9 protein-coding genes and 4 tRNA genes are annotated in these 17,268 nt (G+C 38.3%); 6 read left to right on the plus strand and 7 right to left on the minus strand.

The features are described from left to right. Positions 1-205: 205 nt before the first annotated feature. The 3 genes from EZ428_RS05900 to era all read right to left on the minus strand — a co-directional run bounded on the left by EZ428_RS05900 (position 206) and on the right by era (position 3,354). Complete coding sequence (locus tag EZ428_RS05900) at positions 206-724, minus strand: GNAT family N-acetyltransferase (RefSeq protein WP_131552171.1); 519 nt, start codon at positions 722-724, stop codon at positions 206-208. A 224-nt stretch (positions 725-948) separates the two neighbouring features. Beyond that, entirely contained in the window at positions 949-2,250 is a 1,302-nt protein-coding gene (gene der / locus EZ428_RS05905) for a ribosome biogenesis GTPase Der (RefSeq protein WP_131552172.1), read from the minus strand. A gap of 213 nt (positions 2,251-2,463) precedes the next feature. After that, positions 2,464-3,354: a GTPase Era gene (gene era / locus EZ428_RS05910; protein ID WP_131552173.1), complete on the minus strand. Its 891-nt coding sequence runs from the start codon at positions 3,352-3,354 to the stop codon at positions 2,464-2,466. 111 nt (positions 3,355-3,465) lie between these two features. Between era and EZ428_RS05915 the strand changes: the two genes are divergently transcribed. The 4 genes from EZ428_RS05915 (at position 3,466) to EZ428_RS05930 (ending at position 4,078) form a co-directional block, all read left to right on the plus strand. Beyond that, positions 3,466-3,541: transfer RNA gene (locus EZ428_RS05915), tRNA-Met, on the plus strand. 148 nt (positions 3,542-3,689) lie between these two features. After that, positions 3,690-3,761: transfer RNA gene (locus EZ428_RS05920), tRNA-Glu, on the plus strand. A gap of 93 nt (positions 3,762-3,854) precedes the next feature. Next, positions 3,855-3,931: transfer RNA gene (locus tag EZ428_RS05925), tRNA-Met, on the plus strand. Between the two features lie 75 nt (positions 3,932-4,006). Continuing rightward, a tRNA-Glu gene (locus EZ428_RS05930) sits at positions 4,007-4,078 on the plus strand. Positions 4,079-4,562: 484 nt separating this feature from the next. Here the strand turns inward: EZ428_RS05930 and EZ428_RS05935 are convergent. From EZ428_RS05935 to EZ428_RS05950, 4 genes are all read right to left on the minus strand, one after another. Beyond that, on the minus strand, positions 4,563-10,220 hold the full coding sequence (locus EZ428_RS05935; protein WP_131552174.1) for a DUF6531 domain-containing protein: 5,658 nt from the start codon (positions 10,218-10,220) through the stop codon (positions 4,563-4,565). Between the two features lie 6 nt (positions 10,221-10,226). Continuing rightward, the gene (locus EZ428_RS05940) at positions 10,227-11,054 is read right to left on the minus strand and encodes a hypothetical protein (protein WP_131552175.1); all 828 of its coding nucleotides are present in this window, start codon (positions 11,052-11,054) and stop codon (positions 10,227-10,229) included. A gap of 22 nt (positions 11,055-11,076) precedes the next feature. Beyond that, complete coding sequence (locus EZ428_RS05945; protein ID WP_131552176.1) at positions 11,077-13,023, minus strand: hypothetical protein; 1,947 nt, start codon at positions 13,021-13,023, stop codon at positions 11,077-11,079. Between the two features lie 543 nt (positions 13,024-13,566). Beyond that, positions 13,567-13,980, minus strand: a complete 414-nt coding sequence (locus tag EZ428_RS05950) for a VOC family protein (RefSeq protein WP_131552177.1) — start codon at positions 13,978-13,980, stop codon at positions 13,567-13,569. Positions 13,981-14,231: 251 nt separating this feature from the next. Here EZ428_RS05950 and EZ428_RS05955 point away from each other — a divergent pair, with 251 nt between their 5' ends. Together EZ428_RS05955 and EZ428_RS05960 are read left to right on the plus strand one after the other, a co-directional pair. Beyond that, positions 14,232-15,647 (plus strand): Gfo/Idh/MocA family protein, encoded by a 1,416-nt coding sequence (locus tag EZ428_RS05955; RefSeq protein ID WP_131552178.1) that lies wholly within the window; start codon positions 14,232-14,234, stop codon positions 15,645-15,647. 76 nt (positions 15,648-15,723) lie between these two features. Then, positions 15,724-17,229, plus strand: coding sequence for a hypothetical protein (locus EZ428_RS05960; RefSeq protein WP_131552179.1), 1,506 nt, complete (start codon positions 15,724-15,726; stop codon positions 17,227-17,229). Positions 17,230-17,268 lie beyond the last annotated feature (39 nt).

The following is a 17,268-nucleotide window of genomic DNA, read 5'->3' on the forward strand; positions in this document are numbered from 1 at the left end:
TCGAAGAATCACATTATGGGCGTCATACCCAACTTGATTGGGTATCTTAATGCGATAAAAAGGCTAGGTATAATGAATTGCACTTTAAGATTTCCTCCCGATAGCTATCGGGATTCACGGGAATGACGGAATAGGAGAGGTTAACTTGAGACTTCTGACTTACGAGTGCGGACTTTACTGACTTCCGGACTTTCCGACTTCTTTCTTACACCCCTATCTCAAAAAGATTTAATCTAATCCCTTCATAATGTTTTGGAAGGCCACTATCTGCTGCAATTTTGATGCTGCCAACATGATTAAAGCCGCAACTTGTGTAATAGGTGAAGAGCTTTTCATTATCTGCCCAAGTATCTAATCTCACAAATTGAATCTGATTGTCTTTGGCATAAGCTTTTGCCCAATTGGTGATGATATTTACAAAACCATAACCCCTAAAGTCTGGATGGGTAACAATGCGATGAAGATAAATAGCTGAATCTTTATCTTTTTCTTCCCAAATTTGTGGGTCGTTGAAGGTGACTAAAAATACACAGGCTACCTTCCCGTCGACTAATATTTTATATTGCCTTTGTTCCGATATTTCATTTTTAACTAGCTCGACATCAAAATCTTGCCAATGTTTATCGGAAACCTTTTTTTGATGAGCAACAGCCATGTCATAAAACTCAAATAAGATAGCTAAGTTTTCAGTTGTGCTGTTTACAATTTCTATGTGATTTTGCATATTACCGAATGATTGAAATACAGCCTTTGTTATTTAAAGCTGAAAGCAGGACTAAAATTACCATGAAATACTGACAATCGTTTCTAAAAATAGTAATTCTAGAATAGGGAGTTCTCAATCGCAAAAAGCTCATTTCGAAATGACGATTTGGAAGAATTTAGTTTAACTCAAGACTTCTGACTCTCGACTCCAGACTTTACTGACTTTCGGACTTTCTGACTATTCTATTTCTGTCTAAAATAAATCTGTATTGGTACGCCAGAAAAATCGAAATGTTCTCGCAATTTGTTCTCTATGAAACGTTTATAAGGCTCTTTAATGTACTGAGGTAAATTACAGAAAAACGCAAACATTGGAGAGGTCGCGTTAATCTGAGTAACATATTTTACCTTAATGTATTTTCCTTTTAATGCAGGTGGCGGATAGTTTTCGATAATCGGTAACATCACATCATTCAACTTAGAAGTTGGGATTTTTTTGCTACGGTTTTTATGAACTTCTAAAGCTGTTTCTATTGTTTTAAAGATACGTTGTTTGTTCAATACTGAGATAAATACAATCGGCACATCTGTAAACGGTTGTAATTTAGTGCGAATTTGGTCCTCGAATTCTTTAATGGTCTTATTGTTCTTCTCAATTAAATCCCATTTGTTAACCAAGATTACGATACCTTTTTTGTTTTTCTCAGCTAAGTGGAAAATGTTTACATCCTGAGATTCTAAACCATCTTCCGCATCAATCATTAACATCACTACATCAGCTTCTTCCAAAGCTTTAATGGTACGCATTACCGAATAAAATTCGATGTTCTCTTTTACCTTTGTTTTTTTACGTAAACCGGCAGTGTCGATAAACATAAATTCATGGCCAAACTGATTGTAGTGAATATGAATTGAATCGCGGGTTGTACCAGCGATTGGCGTTACGATATTACGATCTTTACCAATTAAAGCGTTAATTAACGAAGATTTACCAACATTCGGGCGACCAACGATCGTGATTTTAGGTAAAGCATTTTCTTCTTCAACAACGTCTTCAAAGTGAGTAATGATTTGGTCTAACAACTCCCCAGTTCCAGAACCTGTCATAGAAGAGATGGTGTAGATTTCACCTAAGCCAAAACCATAAAATACAGTTGCATCATTTTCTAATTGATGGTTATCAACCTTATTTACAACAACAAATACAGGTTTTTTACTGCGACGTAAAAGTGAAGCAATTTCATCATCTAAATCTGTGATGCCTGTAGTCACATCAACCATGAATACAAGAACAGTAGCTTCTTCAATGGCAATTACAACTTGCTCACGAATGGCAGCTTCAAAAACGTCTTCAGAATTGGCAACATAACCACCAGTATCAATAACGGTAAATTCCTTGTCAGTCCATTCTGCTTTACCATAATGCCTGTCGCGAGTTACACCGCTAAAATCATCTACAATAGCTTTGCGACTTTCTGTTAAGCGATTAAAAAGGGTAGATTTGCCTACGTTTGGTCTTCCGACAATTGCGATAATGTTACTCATTTGTATTTACGATTGTAGATTTACGATTGTGGATTTTGTAATCACAAAAGTAAAAAAGTATTAAAATTTTATCAATAGCCATTGACTATCAACTATTAACCCTTTTTGAAAGGGAGTGCAAAGGTAAGGTAAATAATTGGAACATTAAACCAAAATTGCTTTTTGTTCTTGACGCTATTACCTTACCCCTTTAGGGGTGCCCGTAGGGCGGGGTTAACTATCGTACCCGAAACTCTTTAAATAATTTTTCTTGCTTCTCCAGTCTGGTATTACTTTAACGAAGGTTTCTAAGAATACTTTGCTCTCTAAAAACGTTTCGATGTCTTTTCTAGCTTCCATTCCAACTTTCTTCAACATCGCACCGCCAGTGCCAATCAATATGTTTTTTTGCGAATCACGTTCCACTATAATTTCGGCAGTGATGCGAACCATAGGACCACCTTTGCTTTCTTCTTCTTTAAAGGCAGTTACAATTACCTCTGTGCTGTAAGGAATTTCTTTTTTGTAGTTAAAGAAGATTTTCTCACGAATAATCTCCGAAACAAAAAAACGTTGACTGCGATCTGTTAGTTCTTCTTTATCATAATAAGCAGGATGTTCAGGGATGTTCTCCAAAATCATCGGCAATATGCCTTCTAAATTATATTTATGCAACGCAGAAATAGCATAAATATGTTTAGGGTTTAATTTCTCTTGCCAGTAAGCAAACTTTTCATCTACTTGCTCTTGTGTTGCGTTATCAATTTTATTTAATAGCACCACCATGGGGATAGTAGTATTGATGATTTTCTCTAACACATCATTCTCGTCATGTTTCTCGAAAATGTCTGTTACAAAGAGAATTAAATCTGCATCACTAAGTGCACCACTTACGGCGCTCATCATCGAATCTTGCAATCCGTATAGCGGTTTTATGATGCCGGGCGTGTCTGAAAATACAATTTGATACTCATCTTCGTTCACAATTCCCAAAATTCGGTGACGAGTGGTTTGCGCTTTTGGTGTAATGATAGAAAGCTTTTCACCCACTAGGGCATTCATTAGGGTAGATTTACCAACATTTGGCTTCCCGATGATACTTACAAAACCAGCTTTATGTGACATAGAAATATTTTTTGAAATAAATTTGTTCTGCAAAGAAACGAATTATATCTTTGCATTCCAATTCGGAACAAGGGCAGGAACATTTGCAGAAGGCTTCAGAATTGTATAGCGTGCGGGATGGAGCAGTTGGTAGCTCGTCGGGCTCATAACCCGAAGGTCATCAGTTCGAGTCTGGTTCCCGCTACCAAATTGAATTACAATTGAAGAATTACGATTGACGATTTTAATCTAAAATCGGAAATTTAAAATTGTAAATTGAAAAGATACTATTGTAAGATTTGAGGTTGGAGATACCAACAATCTAAAATCGTAAATCTACAATTGTAAATTAACATGGCCCGTTCGTCTAGGGGTGAGGACGCCAGATTTTCATTCTGGAAACAGGGGTTCGATTCCCCTACGGGCTACGAACCTCTTTTAAAATGGAGTGTTTAATAAGATTAAAAAATGTTGAGGTGTGCGGGTTTATTACCTGAAGAAGATAAACATCAACGAAATAGTGCGGGATGGAGCAGTTGGTAGCTCGTCGGGCTCATAACCCGAAGGTCATCAGTTCGAGTCTGGTTCCCGCTACCCAAGTAGAGTTACGATTGAAGAATTAAGATTGACGATTTCAATCTAAAATCCGAAATCTAAAATTGTAAATCGAAATGGCCCGCTCGTCTACCGGTTAGGACGCCAGATTTTCATTCTGGAAATAGGGGTTCGATTCCCCTGCGGGCTACATTAAGCCGCTTCTATTATTAATAGGAGCGGTTTTTTTATTTCTTCAATATTTTGAGCGTTGACAGCTTATTCCTATTGTTTCTTAATTCATTTTTGTTGACTTTCTTATTGATTGTTAGTATAGGTGTGGTATATGATGCAATTAATAAAGAACTAACAATAATGTTGGCATTGAAATTATCGTAGTGTATTCAGCATTGTATCATTCGTTATTTACTTACTTTTCATTTTCTTCGGTCGTAAAACGCCACAGCTGAAGCCCTCGCCAAGATCACTTCAAACACCGTAAATACCTCTTTTCGCCTTTTCCTAAATCCAAGCTCCACATGAAACAAAAAGTAAAGGGCTGAACAGAATTCAGCCCTCCAAAATAAGGAATAAAAAGACTCATCTCCAGGACTCCAAGCTAAAGGAATTTATTAAAAGTTTATTTCCCAATCCAAAATTTCAGTTATCTTAACGACAGCATCTATGTATATCATTTATTTTGCTGAAGGTCTTGTTTCATTAGGGTGGGAAGTCGTATCCATCATGTTTAGTCCGAGTGCTGTTAAAAACCCAGCACCTAAAACAGCATCTAAGCCCCTTCTTCCCCATAAGCGTGAAGCAGCTCTTAGTGTAGACTGCCCTGCAAATTCTCCTGGTAGAACACTTACGCCAGACAAACGATATACTGGAATTAGATTACCCCCAACTGTTCGTTCTCCAATTTGAACAGCCTCGCTAAATGCAACGTCACCAAAAGGAGCTTTGCTTTGCCCTAAAATCCTCTTTAGTAAGCTAAATGGTCCAGTAATTTCATGAGGCCTAAAAACATTATTAATACCTTCAAATTCAAAAATTGCTGAGTTAGGGCTAACTGTTCCTCCTCCGGTTGCTCTCCATACCGGAAGATTAGGAGTGTCCATAGCATATACACTACCTTCGGTTTGCCCCCATATTCGTCGACTTTCTAAGATAGCTTCTCTGTCACCTTGCAAAGTCCATGTTGCTGCGGGTCTAAGTGGATTTAAGATAGCGCCAATTCCTCCTCCTAAAATATAATCTGTCGCAATTGTTCTCGACGAAACGGGGTCGATATATTCTGGAAATAAATTGTTAAAGCCATTACGGCCAATTGCACCGGTAACCGCACTTGAAGTGCCATATAATACAAATGCCTGTGAAGCTGTTAGAGATGTGGTTGTTGCTCCGGTAGCGAATATACCAGTACCTCCAACTGCTAAGACCATTTCACCTCCAACCACTGCTGCGCCTCCAATGATAGCCCCGCCAAAGGTATTTGCCAATGGTCTCCAAACACCTGCGGCACCCTCATATCTGTCAGGATGTTCTGTAGCATCATAAACACTATAACCTGCACCCAGCAATGCACCGCCAATAACGAACGCAGCGACGATAAATGGGATAATAGCGCCATTTGGATCTATGTTGTTGATAGGGTCTTGGGCAGCATAGCCGTAGAGTGATGATGAGTCTGCGTATCCCTTTGGATCAATCGATAGGAATAAACCATTAACCGGGTTCATCAGCCTTCTTTTTGAAAGATATAAACCTGATGTGGCTAAATAGCGCTGGCCCCCATATATCGGTTCTATACCAAATGCCGAATTGGTAATCGCTACCCCGGTTGCGTTAAATAGGGTAGGCGCACCAAACGATTGATAACGATAGGTTTCTACTAAGTTTCCACCCACCTCTGCTAATCCGATTAAATTATTACGGCTATCGAACAAGGTATAATGCGTGCCCAATGCAGTATGATAAGCGATTGGCACACCGGTGCCGGGATGGAGGGTGATTTGTCTTTGTGCTGTTCCATTTTCATTTATCTGCTCAACAAACCCACCTAAATAATGATATGATTTTACAGGCTGTCCTGTTTCTTTCACCACACTTGGCCTACCAAAAGCATCATAACTAAATTCAGTAATTGTATTAACGCCCGATTTAATCGTTACTATTCTGCCTAATGTGTCAGCTACATAGCTAAATGTACCATCGGATTTTAAAGTGCCGTCTGGATGATGCGTATAAGGATTCACGCCATCGTGTTGAATTCTATGTCCGGATAGGTAAGTATAGTTTTTATCTGGAACACCTGTTTCAGTACGTTTCGTCCGGGCATCGGCAGGGTTGTAGGAGAAGTTTTCAGCATGAGGCGCTACTGCTGCAGCCAACATAACAGTATTGATAGCGGCATTATGTTCAGCCTGCGTAACCGCATTTGGGATCGCAACGTTAAACGAATCTTTGGTAGCTACGAGCCTATACTTATTGTCAAATTCAAAATAGCTGATTTTTGGATTTTGACCCAATACTGCTTCCACTTTTTTAAGTCCAGCCATGTTGTAACGATATTTAACAACTTCGTTGATAGTGCCACTTACCATCGCTATGTTGGTAAGCCTTTTACGCTCATCGTAAGTGTTCAATACCGTTAGTCCGCCTTGGTAACTAGCTTCTCCAAAAGCATTTGGGCCACTTATTTTAAAGGAGGCAATTAAACTGTTACCGCTTCCTAGTACTCCATTAGTTGTTTCTTCAATAGTGGTAAGGATGCCATTTAGGTTATGGGACAACTTTTCTTTCCTTCCATCAGGCCAAGTTTTTTCAACAGTACCCGATGCATCATCGTACTTACAGGCGATGTTTATTCCATTGGTTGTTTCGGATAAAAGACGACCAATGCTATCATATCTTCTAGCGACCGTTGCTGTACCAGAGTTTGCATCAAGAACGTTATTTAAACCGTCATACCTAAATTCATGCGTTGCTACTGGATTTAATGGTGCCGGTGATACAGTGTTTTCAATCTTTGAAATTCTATTTGCAAAATCATAGGTGTAAACAAACTCCGCTCCACTAACCATTTGTTCTTTAATGATTTGGTTGTTGACATTGTACACTTTGCGACTCGAAAAACCATTTGGGTAATTGATCTGGATGTTTCTGCCAAGGGAATCATATTGATAGGTAGATACCTCGGTTGTTGGGTCGGTAAAACTTACCATACGAGACATGCTATCGAATGTCCATTGTTGTACGATAGCTAACCCCCCATCGTCTTTTACTTCCCTGGTTTTATTGCTGAAAGAATTAAAAGTATTGGTTAAAACAATGCCCAAATAATCGGTTTGCCGCACTAATAAGTTCCTGTCATCATATCCAGAAACTACATTAGCACCATCTGGCTCAATTAGTTGAGTTCTTCTATTTCTTGAGTCGTATTTGAATTGTTTAGTGAGTATCGAAACATTGCCATTAGGCTCTAGATGATGACTATCAGTTTGGACTAAATTTCCAGCCTTGTCAAAGGTGTTGTGTTGCTCATTTCCTTCGGCATCTGTGGTAACCGTTGGTCTGCCTACGCCATCATAGCTGGTGGTTGCAACGCCACCTCGGTTATTAATCGATTTAACTATTCTATCTAAGGGGTCATAAAAATGAGTAGTAGTTGAATTAGTGAATACTAAAGAATCATTGGTAAAGATTTTTACAGCTTCAGTAATCCTTCTGTTTTTTTCATCATAGGTATATGATTTAAAGGATAGCTGACGAATTGTTCCACTGCCATCATCGCCTATTACTTCTTCGGATTCTAATAAGTCGTTTTTCAGCCATTTGTTGCGAACCTCCGATCCGTTTGGTAACGTGGTTTTACTAATCCTAGCAAAAGCGTCATATTCATAGTTGGTAGTAAGACCAAACGCGTTTGTTTCCTGAATCAATCTTCCTAAACGATTATAGACTTTCTTTGAGGTGATTTTTTGACCATCAATACCTATAATTTCTTCGATAAGTGACAAGCCTCTTTCATCAAATGTTTTTCTTATTTTGCTTCCATCAGGATTTAATGTTTCTACAGGAAAGCCCCTATAATCATTGCAAATATGAAACATCTTTGCTTCGCCCGTATTATTGCTGAGCATCAGTTTGGTAGGGTATCCAAGTACATCTCTTTCAAATTGATCGATGATAAAATTACCAATAATTACCGCGTCAGTGAATGCACCTTTAGGTTTTTCAGATTTGATTACTTTTTTATCGGTATCGTAATGTAATATGGTTTCAGTGGTGCTTCCGCTCAGTGGTGCTTGAATCTCTTTTTCAAGCAATCCTAATGCATTATAAATTTGTTTGGTTGAATTTCCATTGCCGTCAATCGTTTCCGTAGTGAATCCATTGGCGTCATACTTATATTGCTGTTCAATATTCAAATTAGCTACATCAGCCCGATACTTAATTAACCTGCTTTTTTCATTGCCGATACTTCCATATTCATTCTCATTCTGGGTGCCATCAGCTAAAACGGTCGTCAGTATTTGCCCTTTGCTATTGTAAGTGAAACTTGTTTTGGCAACTTGAGTAGTGCCATCAGGTAAAGTTGCATCAGGTTGAATTACTTCCAAAAGCTTACCAGTAGAATCATATTTATAAGTGATGACTTTATTTGTTTCATTTTTTTCTTCAATCAATAGCTGATAATTGGGATCATATTTCCCTTTCCAAATTATCCTGCTAGGCGATGGAAAACCCGAAGCAGCGGTAATTTCTTTCTGGAGCAAGTTACTCCTCATGCGGGGATCTGGATTGGCAAAATCAAAAATGTTTATTTCCTCGCCACCATTTGGACTTGTTGTTTTTGCAGGATTACCTTGTTCATCAAATTCATATAACCAAGCCACTACGCGAAACGATTTGTCCTTATTCAAGCGGTACCGCCTATCCAATAAATCGCCACGATAGTTAAAAGTATAAGTTTCTAATCCATAGTCGGGATTCATGACCTCTACACGTAAAGCCGGAATATTAATGTAGACTACATTAGCGGGTACGTATTGCAATTGCGTATAATTAAATTGATATAAAAAGCCGCCATATAACTGTTCAGTTACTCTTGCATAACTAATTGATGCAGGATCTTGCTCATAAGTATTTTCTACGTAAATATTGCCTTGGCCATCTTCAATGCGAAGAATGTTATGTCTCAACTCAGGCATCGCCCATGGCTGTTCATAGTGGTAAATTCGAGAAATACCATTAGGATGGTCACTAATTGGTGGTGATTGCACATTGGTTAACTGCATGGTTTGCTCGTCATGCTCATACAAAAATTTTCTCCCTGCATGATCGGAAACGGCAACTAATAATCCACATAAATCGTATTCGAGATGAAAAAATCGGTCATCATCATCTCGTACTTCAGCTAACTTATCTTCAGCACCATACGTAAACTTTAATTGGTTTCCGTATTGGTCTTTGATCCAAAGTAAGGGAATTCGTTCGCCATCAAGCCAGCTACCTGGGCGTTCAAAATGCAATACTACACCTCCTTTTTGTTTTATTTCATAGGCTTGTATCATTCCGGTAATGGGTTCTAGTTTTTCAAAGGCACTTCTTGGTGGCTCGAAATCAATGCCATTAAACTTGAAAATATCTTCATGTAAATTTCGCCATACGGCGATATCGCCCGAATTTAGTTCCCGAATAAATAAGTTGAAGTTATGATCCCAATTCCAGCCCAAAGGCCCCATGGCAGCTGCACCACTTTTATATAATCGGGTAAAGCTAAGCGGCAAAAGCGTATTAGGAATGGTTAAATCTGTTTCTTCTAAATAAAATGCACCAGTAAAGATATCAACCGGGTCTCCAGCATTGGTTGATTGCTGCGGTTGCTCGCCACCCCGTGTAGGATGTGGGTCTCCAGCGGGCGGTCGGGTTGGTTCATGGGTTGGAGGTGGAGTATCACCACCGTCACCAGTGCCAGAAGAACGACCAACAGTTCCGGCAACTGAAGGATTAGGGGCAGCCTGTGTGCCCCCATCATCACCACCGCTTAATATCGGGTCAGTTTCAACTGGCGTTGAAGGTGTTGGAACAACTGGTTGCATTGAGCCATCTGTTGAAAATGAAATAGGGCAATTGTTTTCAGGAAGGGTGGAAGCCTCTTCTACGGACTGAAAAAAGCCACTTTCTTCTTCACGGGCATTCCCAGGTAAAGCCCTAATAAATCGAACCATTTCACAAACATTGTCCGTTTCAAATCTTTGTCCAGTTGTATAGTCCGTATTATCAAACGTAACGGTTCTATCTGTTCCATCTTCGTTTGTTCCTATATTATAATACCAATTTGCCATTTTACCTTAGTTTATTGCAATTACCACTGCTTTCTCTCCATTCCAAACCACATCGCCATCATTAATATTTATAACAGGGGTATGTGATAAGCAAGTAGTTGCTTGGGTTAAAAAATTTAAGATTTCTTTTTTGATTTGTTGAGTTTCTGTAGCGTTAAATACCCTCCCGAGAATTGAAGTAATTTCAGCGGGTTTTTGGGCATCGGTTATAAATCGTTCAACCAACAGTAGCTCCTCCTCATTAGTTTTTAAATTTATTCGGGAGTGAATTTCAAATGAATCATTAATCCATTCATTTTTAGTCAACACTACTTTGATGGGTAGCTGTTCATCTTCAATTTCCACAATATCATATACTTTGGCCAAGTGTGAAGTATCCCCTTCATCGGTTATTTTTTTTAAGTGAGTTGATAGTGTTTTTAATTCTTCACCGGCTACTTGATCACGTGCAATGTTTAAAACAAAGGGTTCTTCATTTGCTGGTGTAACTTTCCAAACACTTGAAGTATGTCCTTCTTTAATATTCCATAATTCAACTTTAGCAACCTTAGTATTTGTTTCCACATATTTTTTAGCCGCTAAAGTTGATTGAGCGAAGCTTAATACACCACATTGAGTAGCATTTTGTTTGAGTATGATCCATTCTTCAGTTAGCAAATCATCATTGCCATACTCAAGCAGGTGCGAATGGGTGTTCCAAATAGAACACCCATGATCTAATAAACCGCGACTAATTATACCATGAAATGGCGTACTTAATTCTTGCTGAATCTTGCCTTCAGCGGAGATTGCAAATGGTGATTTATCAGGTCCGAAAAAATAATTGAATTCCATGGCGATTGATTATGATGTAGGTTTACTTTTTATTTTTAGTAGCTGCTTTAACTTTTTCTGCTTTTGTTCTTTCGAAGGCTTTTAGCTGAGAGGTTGTAAACCATTTTAGCTTGGGATCGGTAATAGATTGATTAGCAGCGGTAAGTGAAGTTCGGAGGTTCTTAATTTCTTCATCATTTAAGTCAAATACCTCCTTTTGCATTTGGATCGGCATCTGCAATACACTAGATAAACTAGCAGTAGGAACAACTGAAGTAATTTTTGCTTTTAACCCTGCCGATAAATGACTTACTTTATCGATCTTCAAATCTCGACTGGTATCTTTAAGTGTATTGGCTAGCATTTTGCCAACAAACTGAGTTTCTAATATATTTACCTTGCCTTTGTCATAGCGTCGATCAATGTCATTTCCACTTTTCATAAACTCACGAGACATCGTTTTGCCCATGTTATTAGCTTCCACTAATGACATTTTATCGCCAATCATTTTTTCTGAAGCAGCCTTTCTGCTATCAATGTATTTGAAAGGTTTTTCCCAAGCAACAAATGGTAAATCCATTTCACTGTCTTCACAGCAGCAAAGATCGCGGGCTGTTAAAAACAAATGCTCTTCGTAACCGGTAATAACTTGCTTAGGGTTTACCTTTTTTAAGTACACCGTTAAGGTAACATTTAGCGTTCCTGTCCATATTTTACCCCCATCACTTAATCCTGCAGTATCTTGAAATGCTGCGGACACTTCGCCCCACAACACAAGATGATTGCGGTCGATCTCAGTAACACTGTAGTTGTAAGTTCCCGAAGGATACCCATAACCAGTTCCGCTTGCAGAGGCAACATTATAACCACCACTGCCTTTGCTTAAATCAATTTCCCATCCAGCAGGAGGGTTGTAAGGAATAGAATCCGATTTGATAGAAGTTGTCGAATCATCGCCCCAAGAGCTATCCAATACGGCGTCACTTCTTCCATCAAAGTTTGATAATATGTTTAGGGTAACTGAATCAGTGGTTTCTATTTCGCCCTCGTAGGCTAAGGTTGGAACTTTTGCAATATGGCCAGTTTCTAAATAGGCTTCAACACATATCTCTTCTACGTCTTTTGGGCGCATGGTTACGAAGAAGAATTCTTGAATACCTTCAATGTTCCGAGGACCATTTACAAAAGTACGTTCAGTTTCAATGGTATGTGGTCGCGGTAATAGAAAGAACACTGCACGATTAGTGCCCATATGGTAACTGTCTAATTGATGATACAATTGAGAAATTTGCGTAGTATGTGATTGTGTTTCTCTCGACTCCTGCGATTGATCGGTAGTACGAATACTGTTTGTTTCTGATTGACTAATATCTTTTGTTCCCCATTCGCCTGAACGGCTTACGTTAAAACCACCGCCGGTACCTGCATAAGAACCTTCTGCACCAAAGCTAAACCCATGATCTACATCTAGTATTTCGTGTGAATTTAAGGTAGAAGAGCCTTTGCCAACACTTAAGTTTTTAAGTGAACGCGACATTACCTCGCCGGTTTCAGTTGCAATTTCATACAGCTCTCTTTTCTTAGGTTCGAAATCTGAGAAGTAAGGATACTGGCTTAATGGCGTATCTTTCTTTTTTGGGGCAACAGCTACTTCCAAGATTGCGCCATAACATGGGTAGTAATCCATGATGGTATCTTTTAATACTTCACCGTTTTCTTTCCAGAAATTGTCGAAGCCTCCTCTGTGCAAGCCAATTTCATCGGGACCAGCTTGGTAGCCAGTAACGGAACACGCCACCTTAATATAGGTGATAAGCATACCTTCGGTTGTTTGGTATTCTTCCTCGGGCGAATACTGAAAAATAGCAATAGAAGAATTCCATCTTTTTGGGCGACGAGAGTCGCAAATTTTTGGGTCGATCATATCCTTGCTTACGCATATACGTTTCCAAGGAATGTCTGTGGGAAGATTTAATTTGAAGTTTGACATAGTGTTTAAATTTTAAATGTGAACTAGATTATTTTTATTGGGTTTAGAGAACATGTTCATTAGCGATTCTCGAAATGATGAATCCGCATTGATGCTAGTTGTAAGTAGAAAATTTGATCAGTAGATTACCCTTTAGCGTAATTAATAATCGAATTTACACGGCTTTTTTTGTTGATTAAAGGTGTAGTCGACTGTTTTTGTACCGTTAATTAACGGTAAATTAGCTAGTTAGTGAACGGTGATTGTGGTGTGGGTGCTGGCGTGAGCTCCTGTTGAAAATCTGGTTTTTTGACGTTTAAATCAAAACAAATTATGCTCATGAAGCTAATGGTTAGCAGGAGCTATCCTAACCTGAAAATACCAGTTCCTCTGAAAATAAGAGAATAAAATAAATGAGATAATTTTTGTGCCAGATTATCATGAGCATCCTCGTTCCGTAAGAGAAAATAAGATCAAGGTTCTTGAAAATGGAACGAAAGTTAGAGACTTTTTTTTAATAGACCTTATTCTAAAAATAAGGCTTCGGCATCTACCTTAAGTTGATTAAATTACCTCCTCAAAAAAGGTAATTAGATTGCCATAGTAGTCACGAATAGCAAAATCCCTTTGCCCCCAATGCTGTTCAGTAATCATATCATGTTCAGCATAAAGCACCTTTTTTTCTTTGTATTCATTATGGAGCTCATCAATTCCTATTATTGCCATCCTACAATGGGCAGTTCCTGCAATAAAAGTTTCTGAACCACTCCAGATAGGTTTAAGGAAAAGAAGGATATTACGAAATTTCCAACTGTTATCGCAAGCTGCCCAAAGATGAATTTCAACGCCATCACGAACAACAATTGCAAAATATTTCTCCTGATGCCTTGCCATAAATCCCAGCTTTGCCTCATAAAAATCTACAGCTTTTTGGATGTTGATTACAGGGAATGCAGGAATAGCAGAATTAATCTTCATTGCAATGACTGTACTAGTTTGTGTTGATTGTCAATTGTATAGTGAAATAAAGATATGCTATTTTTGGTTAATTATGATTTTTAAGGGGTTGAGTTCTAGATTTCAAGAGCTTACCTTAAATAAGATTTTTTAGTTCGCGGGTGTTAAGAACGTATTTTTTTAAATACAATGTTGTTGCTAAATCTTAAGCGGCATAATTTTTTATATAATTTATGTATTTTGAGGCCTCAAATCACCCAAATATTAGCAAAATGAACAAAGAATCTTCGAGGCGGTTATTCTTGAAACAAGCCTTACTAGCATCGGCGGCAATTGCTGCGCCTAATTTATTAATGGCAAACGGCAAGTGGATAGGGGCAAATGATAAGGTAAACATTGCCTTTATTGGTATTGGCAACCGAGGAGCAGAAATTGCCCTAGAGTTATATAAAACGGGCTTGGCTAATGTTGTGGCCTTATGTGATGTAGACATGGGCGCACCACAAACACTACAAATCTTAAAGCAGTTTCCAGATGTTCCACGTTTTCAGGATTTTAGACAGATGTTTGATAAAATGGGCAAGCAGATAGAAGCCGTATCCATTGGTGTTCCAGATTTTGCCCATTTCCCCATCACCATGATGGCAATGGGCCTGGGTATACATGTCTATACAGAGAAGCCAATGGCCCGTACCTTTAATGAAGTAGAGCTAATGATGAAAGCTGCCGAGAAATATCCTAAGGTGGTTACACAAATGGGTAACCAGGGGCACTCTGAAGCCAATTACTTTCAGTACAAGGCTTGGGTAGATGCAGGTATCATTAAGGACGTAACCGCAATCACGGCACACATGAACTCACCAAGGCGCTGGCACGGTTGGGATACAAAGATCAAAACTTTCCCGCCAGCACAACCAAAGCCAGGCACCTTAGACTGGGACATTTGGCAGATGGCTACCGATAACCATGAATACAATAAGGATTTTGTGAACGGACAATGGCGTTGTTGGTTTGATTTTGGAATGGGCGCATTGGGCGATTGGGGTGCACATATTTTAGATACCTCACATGAATTCCTTAATCTTGGTTTGCCTTATGAAGTAAAACCGAAGAAATTAACAGGGCATAATGATTTCTTCTATCCAACCTCTACCACCTTATCCTTCAAATTCCCTAAGCGTGGAGAAATGCCACCATTAGAAATCAGTTGGTATGATGGTGTAGATAACCTGCCGCCTATACCTGCGGGTTATGGGGTTTCTGGTTTAGATCCTAATATTCCACCCCCAAGTACAGGTGCTATACAGCCGGCAAAACTAAATCCAGGGAAGATCATTTATGGTAAAGACCTTACCTTCAAGGGAGGTTCACACGGTAGCACTTTATCTATCATTCCAGAAGAAAAAGCAAAAGAGATTGCCGCTAGCTTACCGCAAGTACCTAAAAGCCCTTCTAATCACTTCGCTAATTTCTTATTGGCTTGCAAAGGACAGGAAAAAACCCGTTCTCCGTTTGCAATAGCCGGACCTTTAAGCCAGGTATTCTGTTTGGGTGTTTTGGCACAATGGACAGGCGATAAATTGAAATTCGATAGAGAGAAAAAAGTCATTACCAATAATAGAAAAGCTAACCAATTACTGATGGGTCCACCACCACGTAAAGGCTGGGAGCAATATTATAAAGTATAATCATTTGCTTCAGTAAATAACCAGCATCAATCTGATAAAGATTGATGCTCACAAAATATTTCAATTAACCTTTTGGATGACGAGATATAAAATAAGTATAACTGTACTAGCATTAGTTGTCGGATTATATACACCTAGCTGGGCACAGGGTCAGGATTTTTATAAACAGCAATTAAAAAAATATAATACAGTTTCTATTTCTCAAATTAAGGTTCCTTACATAAAGCATATTGTTTATAAAAACAAAAGTGTAATTCTGATCGGAACAAATCATACTTATAATAACCCCAATAATGAGATGTTCATTAAAATGGAAGAAAATCTCAAGTCATTAAATCCCCAAGTTATATTAACCGAGAATTTCTCTTTCATTTCTAGTACAAAGGATGAAACAATTAACAAGTCAAATGATGTTGGTTATTGCTCGTTCTATGGCACAACAAATAACATACCCGTACTAAATTGGGATTTAGATTTGGGTGTTGGTTATTATCGGCTTAACAAAAGGTACTCATCTGATGATATTTTACTGATGATGCTCTCGAGTATTGATTATAAGTACTCCTCAACAGTATGGAGCTCTTATGAGGATTTTCATAAAGCTAAAATCCGTACAATGGAGATGTATGGATATCCCATTAAGGAAGAACAGAAAGCCCTAAGCTATTATTACAAACTTTTTGAAAAACACTTTAAAAAAGTGGTTAATTTCTCTTCACAAGATGAGTTTTCTAAACAATTAACTTTAACTGACCAGGATGAAAGATTAAAAGAAATAAGATTTTACTGGTGTGTTTTAAGAGATTCATCTCTGCTCGATAATATTAAAGAACAATTGAATAAACATGATAGGATTTTTGTTCAGGCGGGGTGGCTACACATATATGCCATTCAAGACCTTTTACAAGAAATAGTTGAGAAAAGCCAAAAGCCCAGCACAGTTGATTCTGGTTTAAACAATTATTTTATCTCTACAGATATTGCAACAAACAATAACATCTTATCACTCAGAAGCAAGACAGATAAAAACCTTAGGCTTGTAATTGTTAATGACACCAAAAGCCCCTTACAAAGCAAAAAAATAGTTGCTGAATTTAAGCCGAAGATTCATTTGTTTGAAGATAGGCTTGATCATAACAATACGCTTAGGAACGAAGCGATAGAAACTGATAAACCTTCAACTCCTTGGTGCCCCAAATGGGACATATTGTACCAAGATCTTTTAACTAAAGGCTTTGATAGAACCGATCTTTATCATTATGCTATACAAATGACTCTTGACAAGCAAGGGCAAACAAACAATATAGATATGTCTGAGATGGAAAGGCACTATCGTGCTGTTTATGAAGACCTGGTACTCTTAGGTTTTCCGTTTCGGCCTAATGAAACTAGTTATTTTTACTTTTCTGGTCAAAGTGGATTTTTACCCATTGAAAACTTTTTAAAGCGACTTAATGATATTAAGATAAAATATTTATTTGCAAAGATTGAAACTCTTAATTCAACAGCTCCTAGGATTGTTGTAGATGTAAATGAGGAGATTTTTCAAAAGATTAGAGCAGTTTTGTTAGCAAAAAATTAATCTAATTTCCTTTGATATAAGTAGGATCAGAGTAGTGAG

The organism is Pedobacter frigiditerrae (genome assembly GCF_004331645.1).
GTDB lineage: Bacteria > Bacteroidota > Bacteroidia > Sphingobacteriales > Sphingobacteriaceae > Pedobacter > Pedobacter frigiditerrae.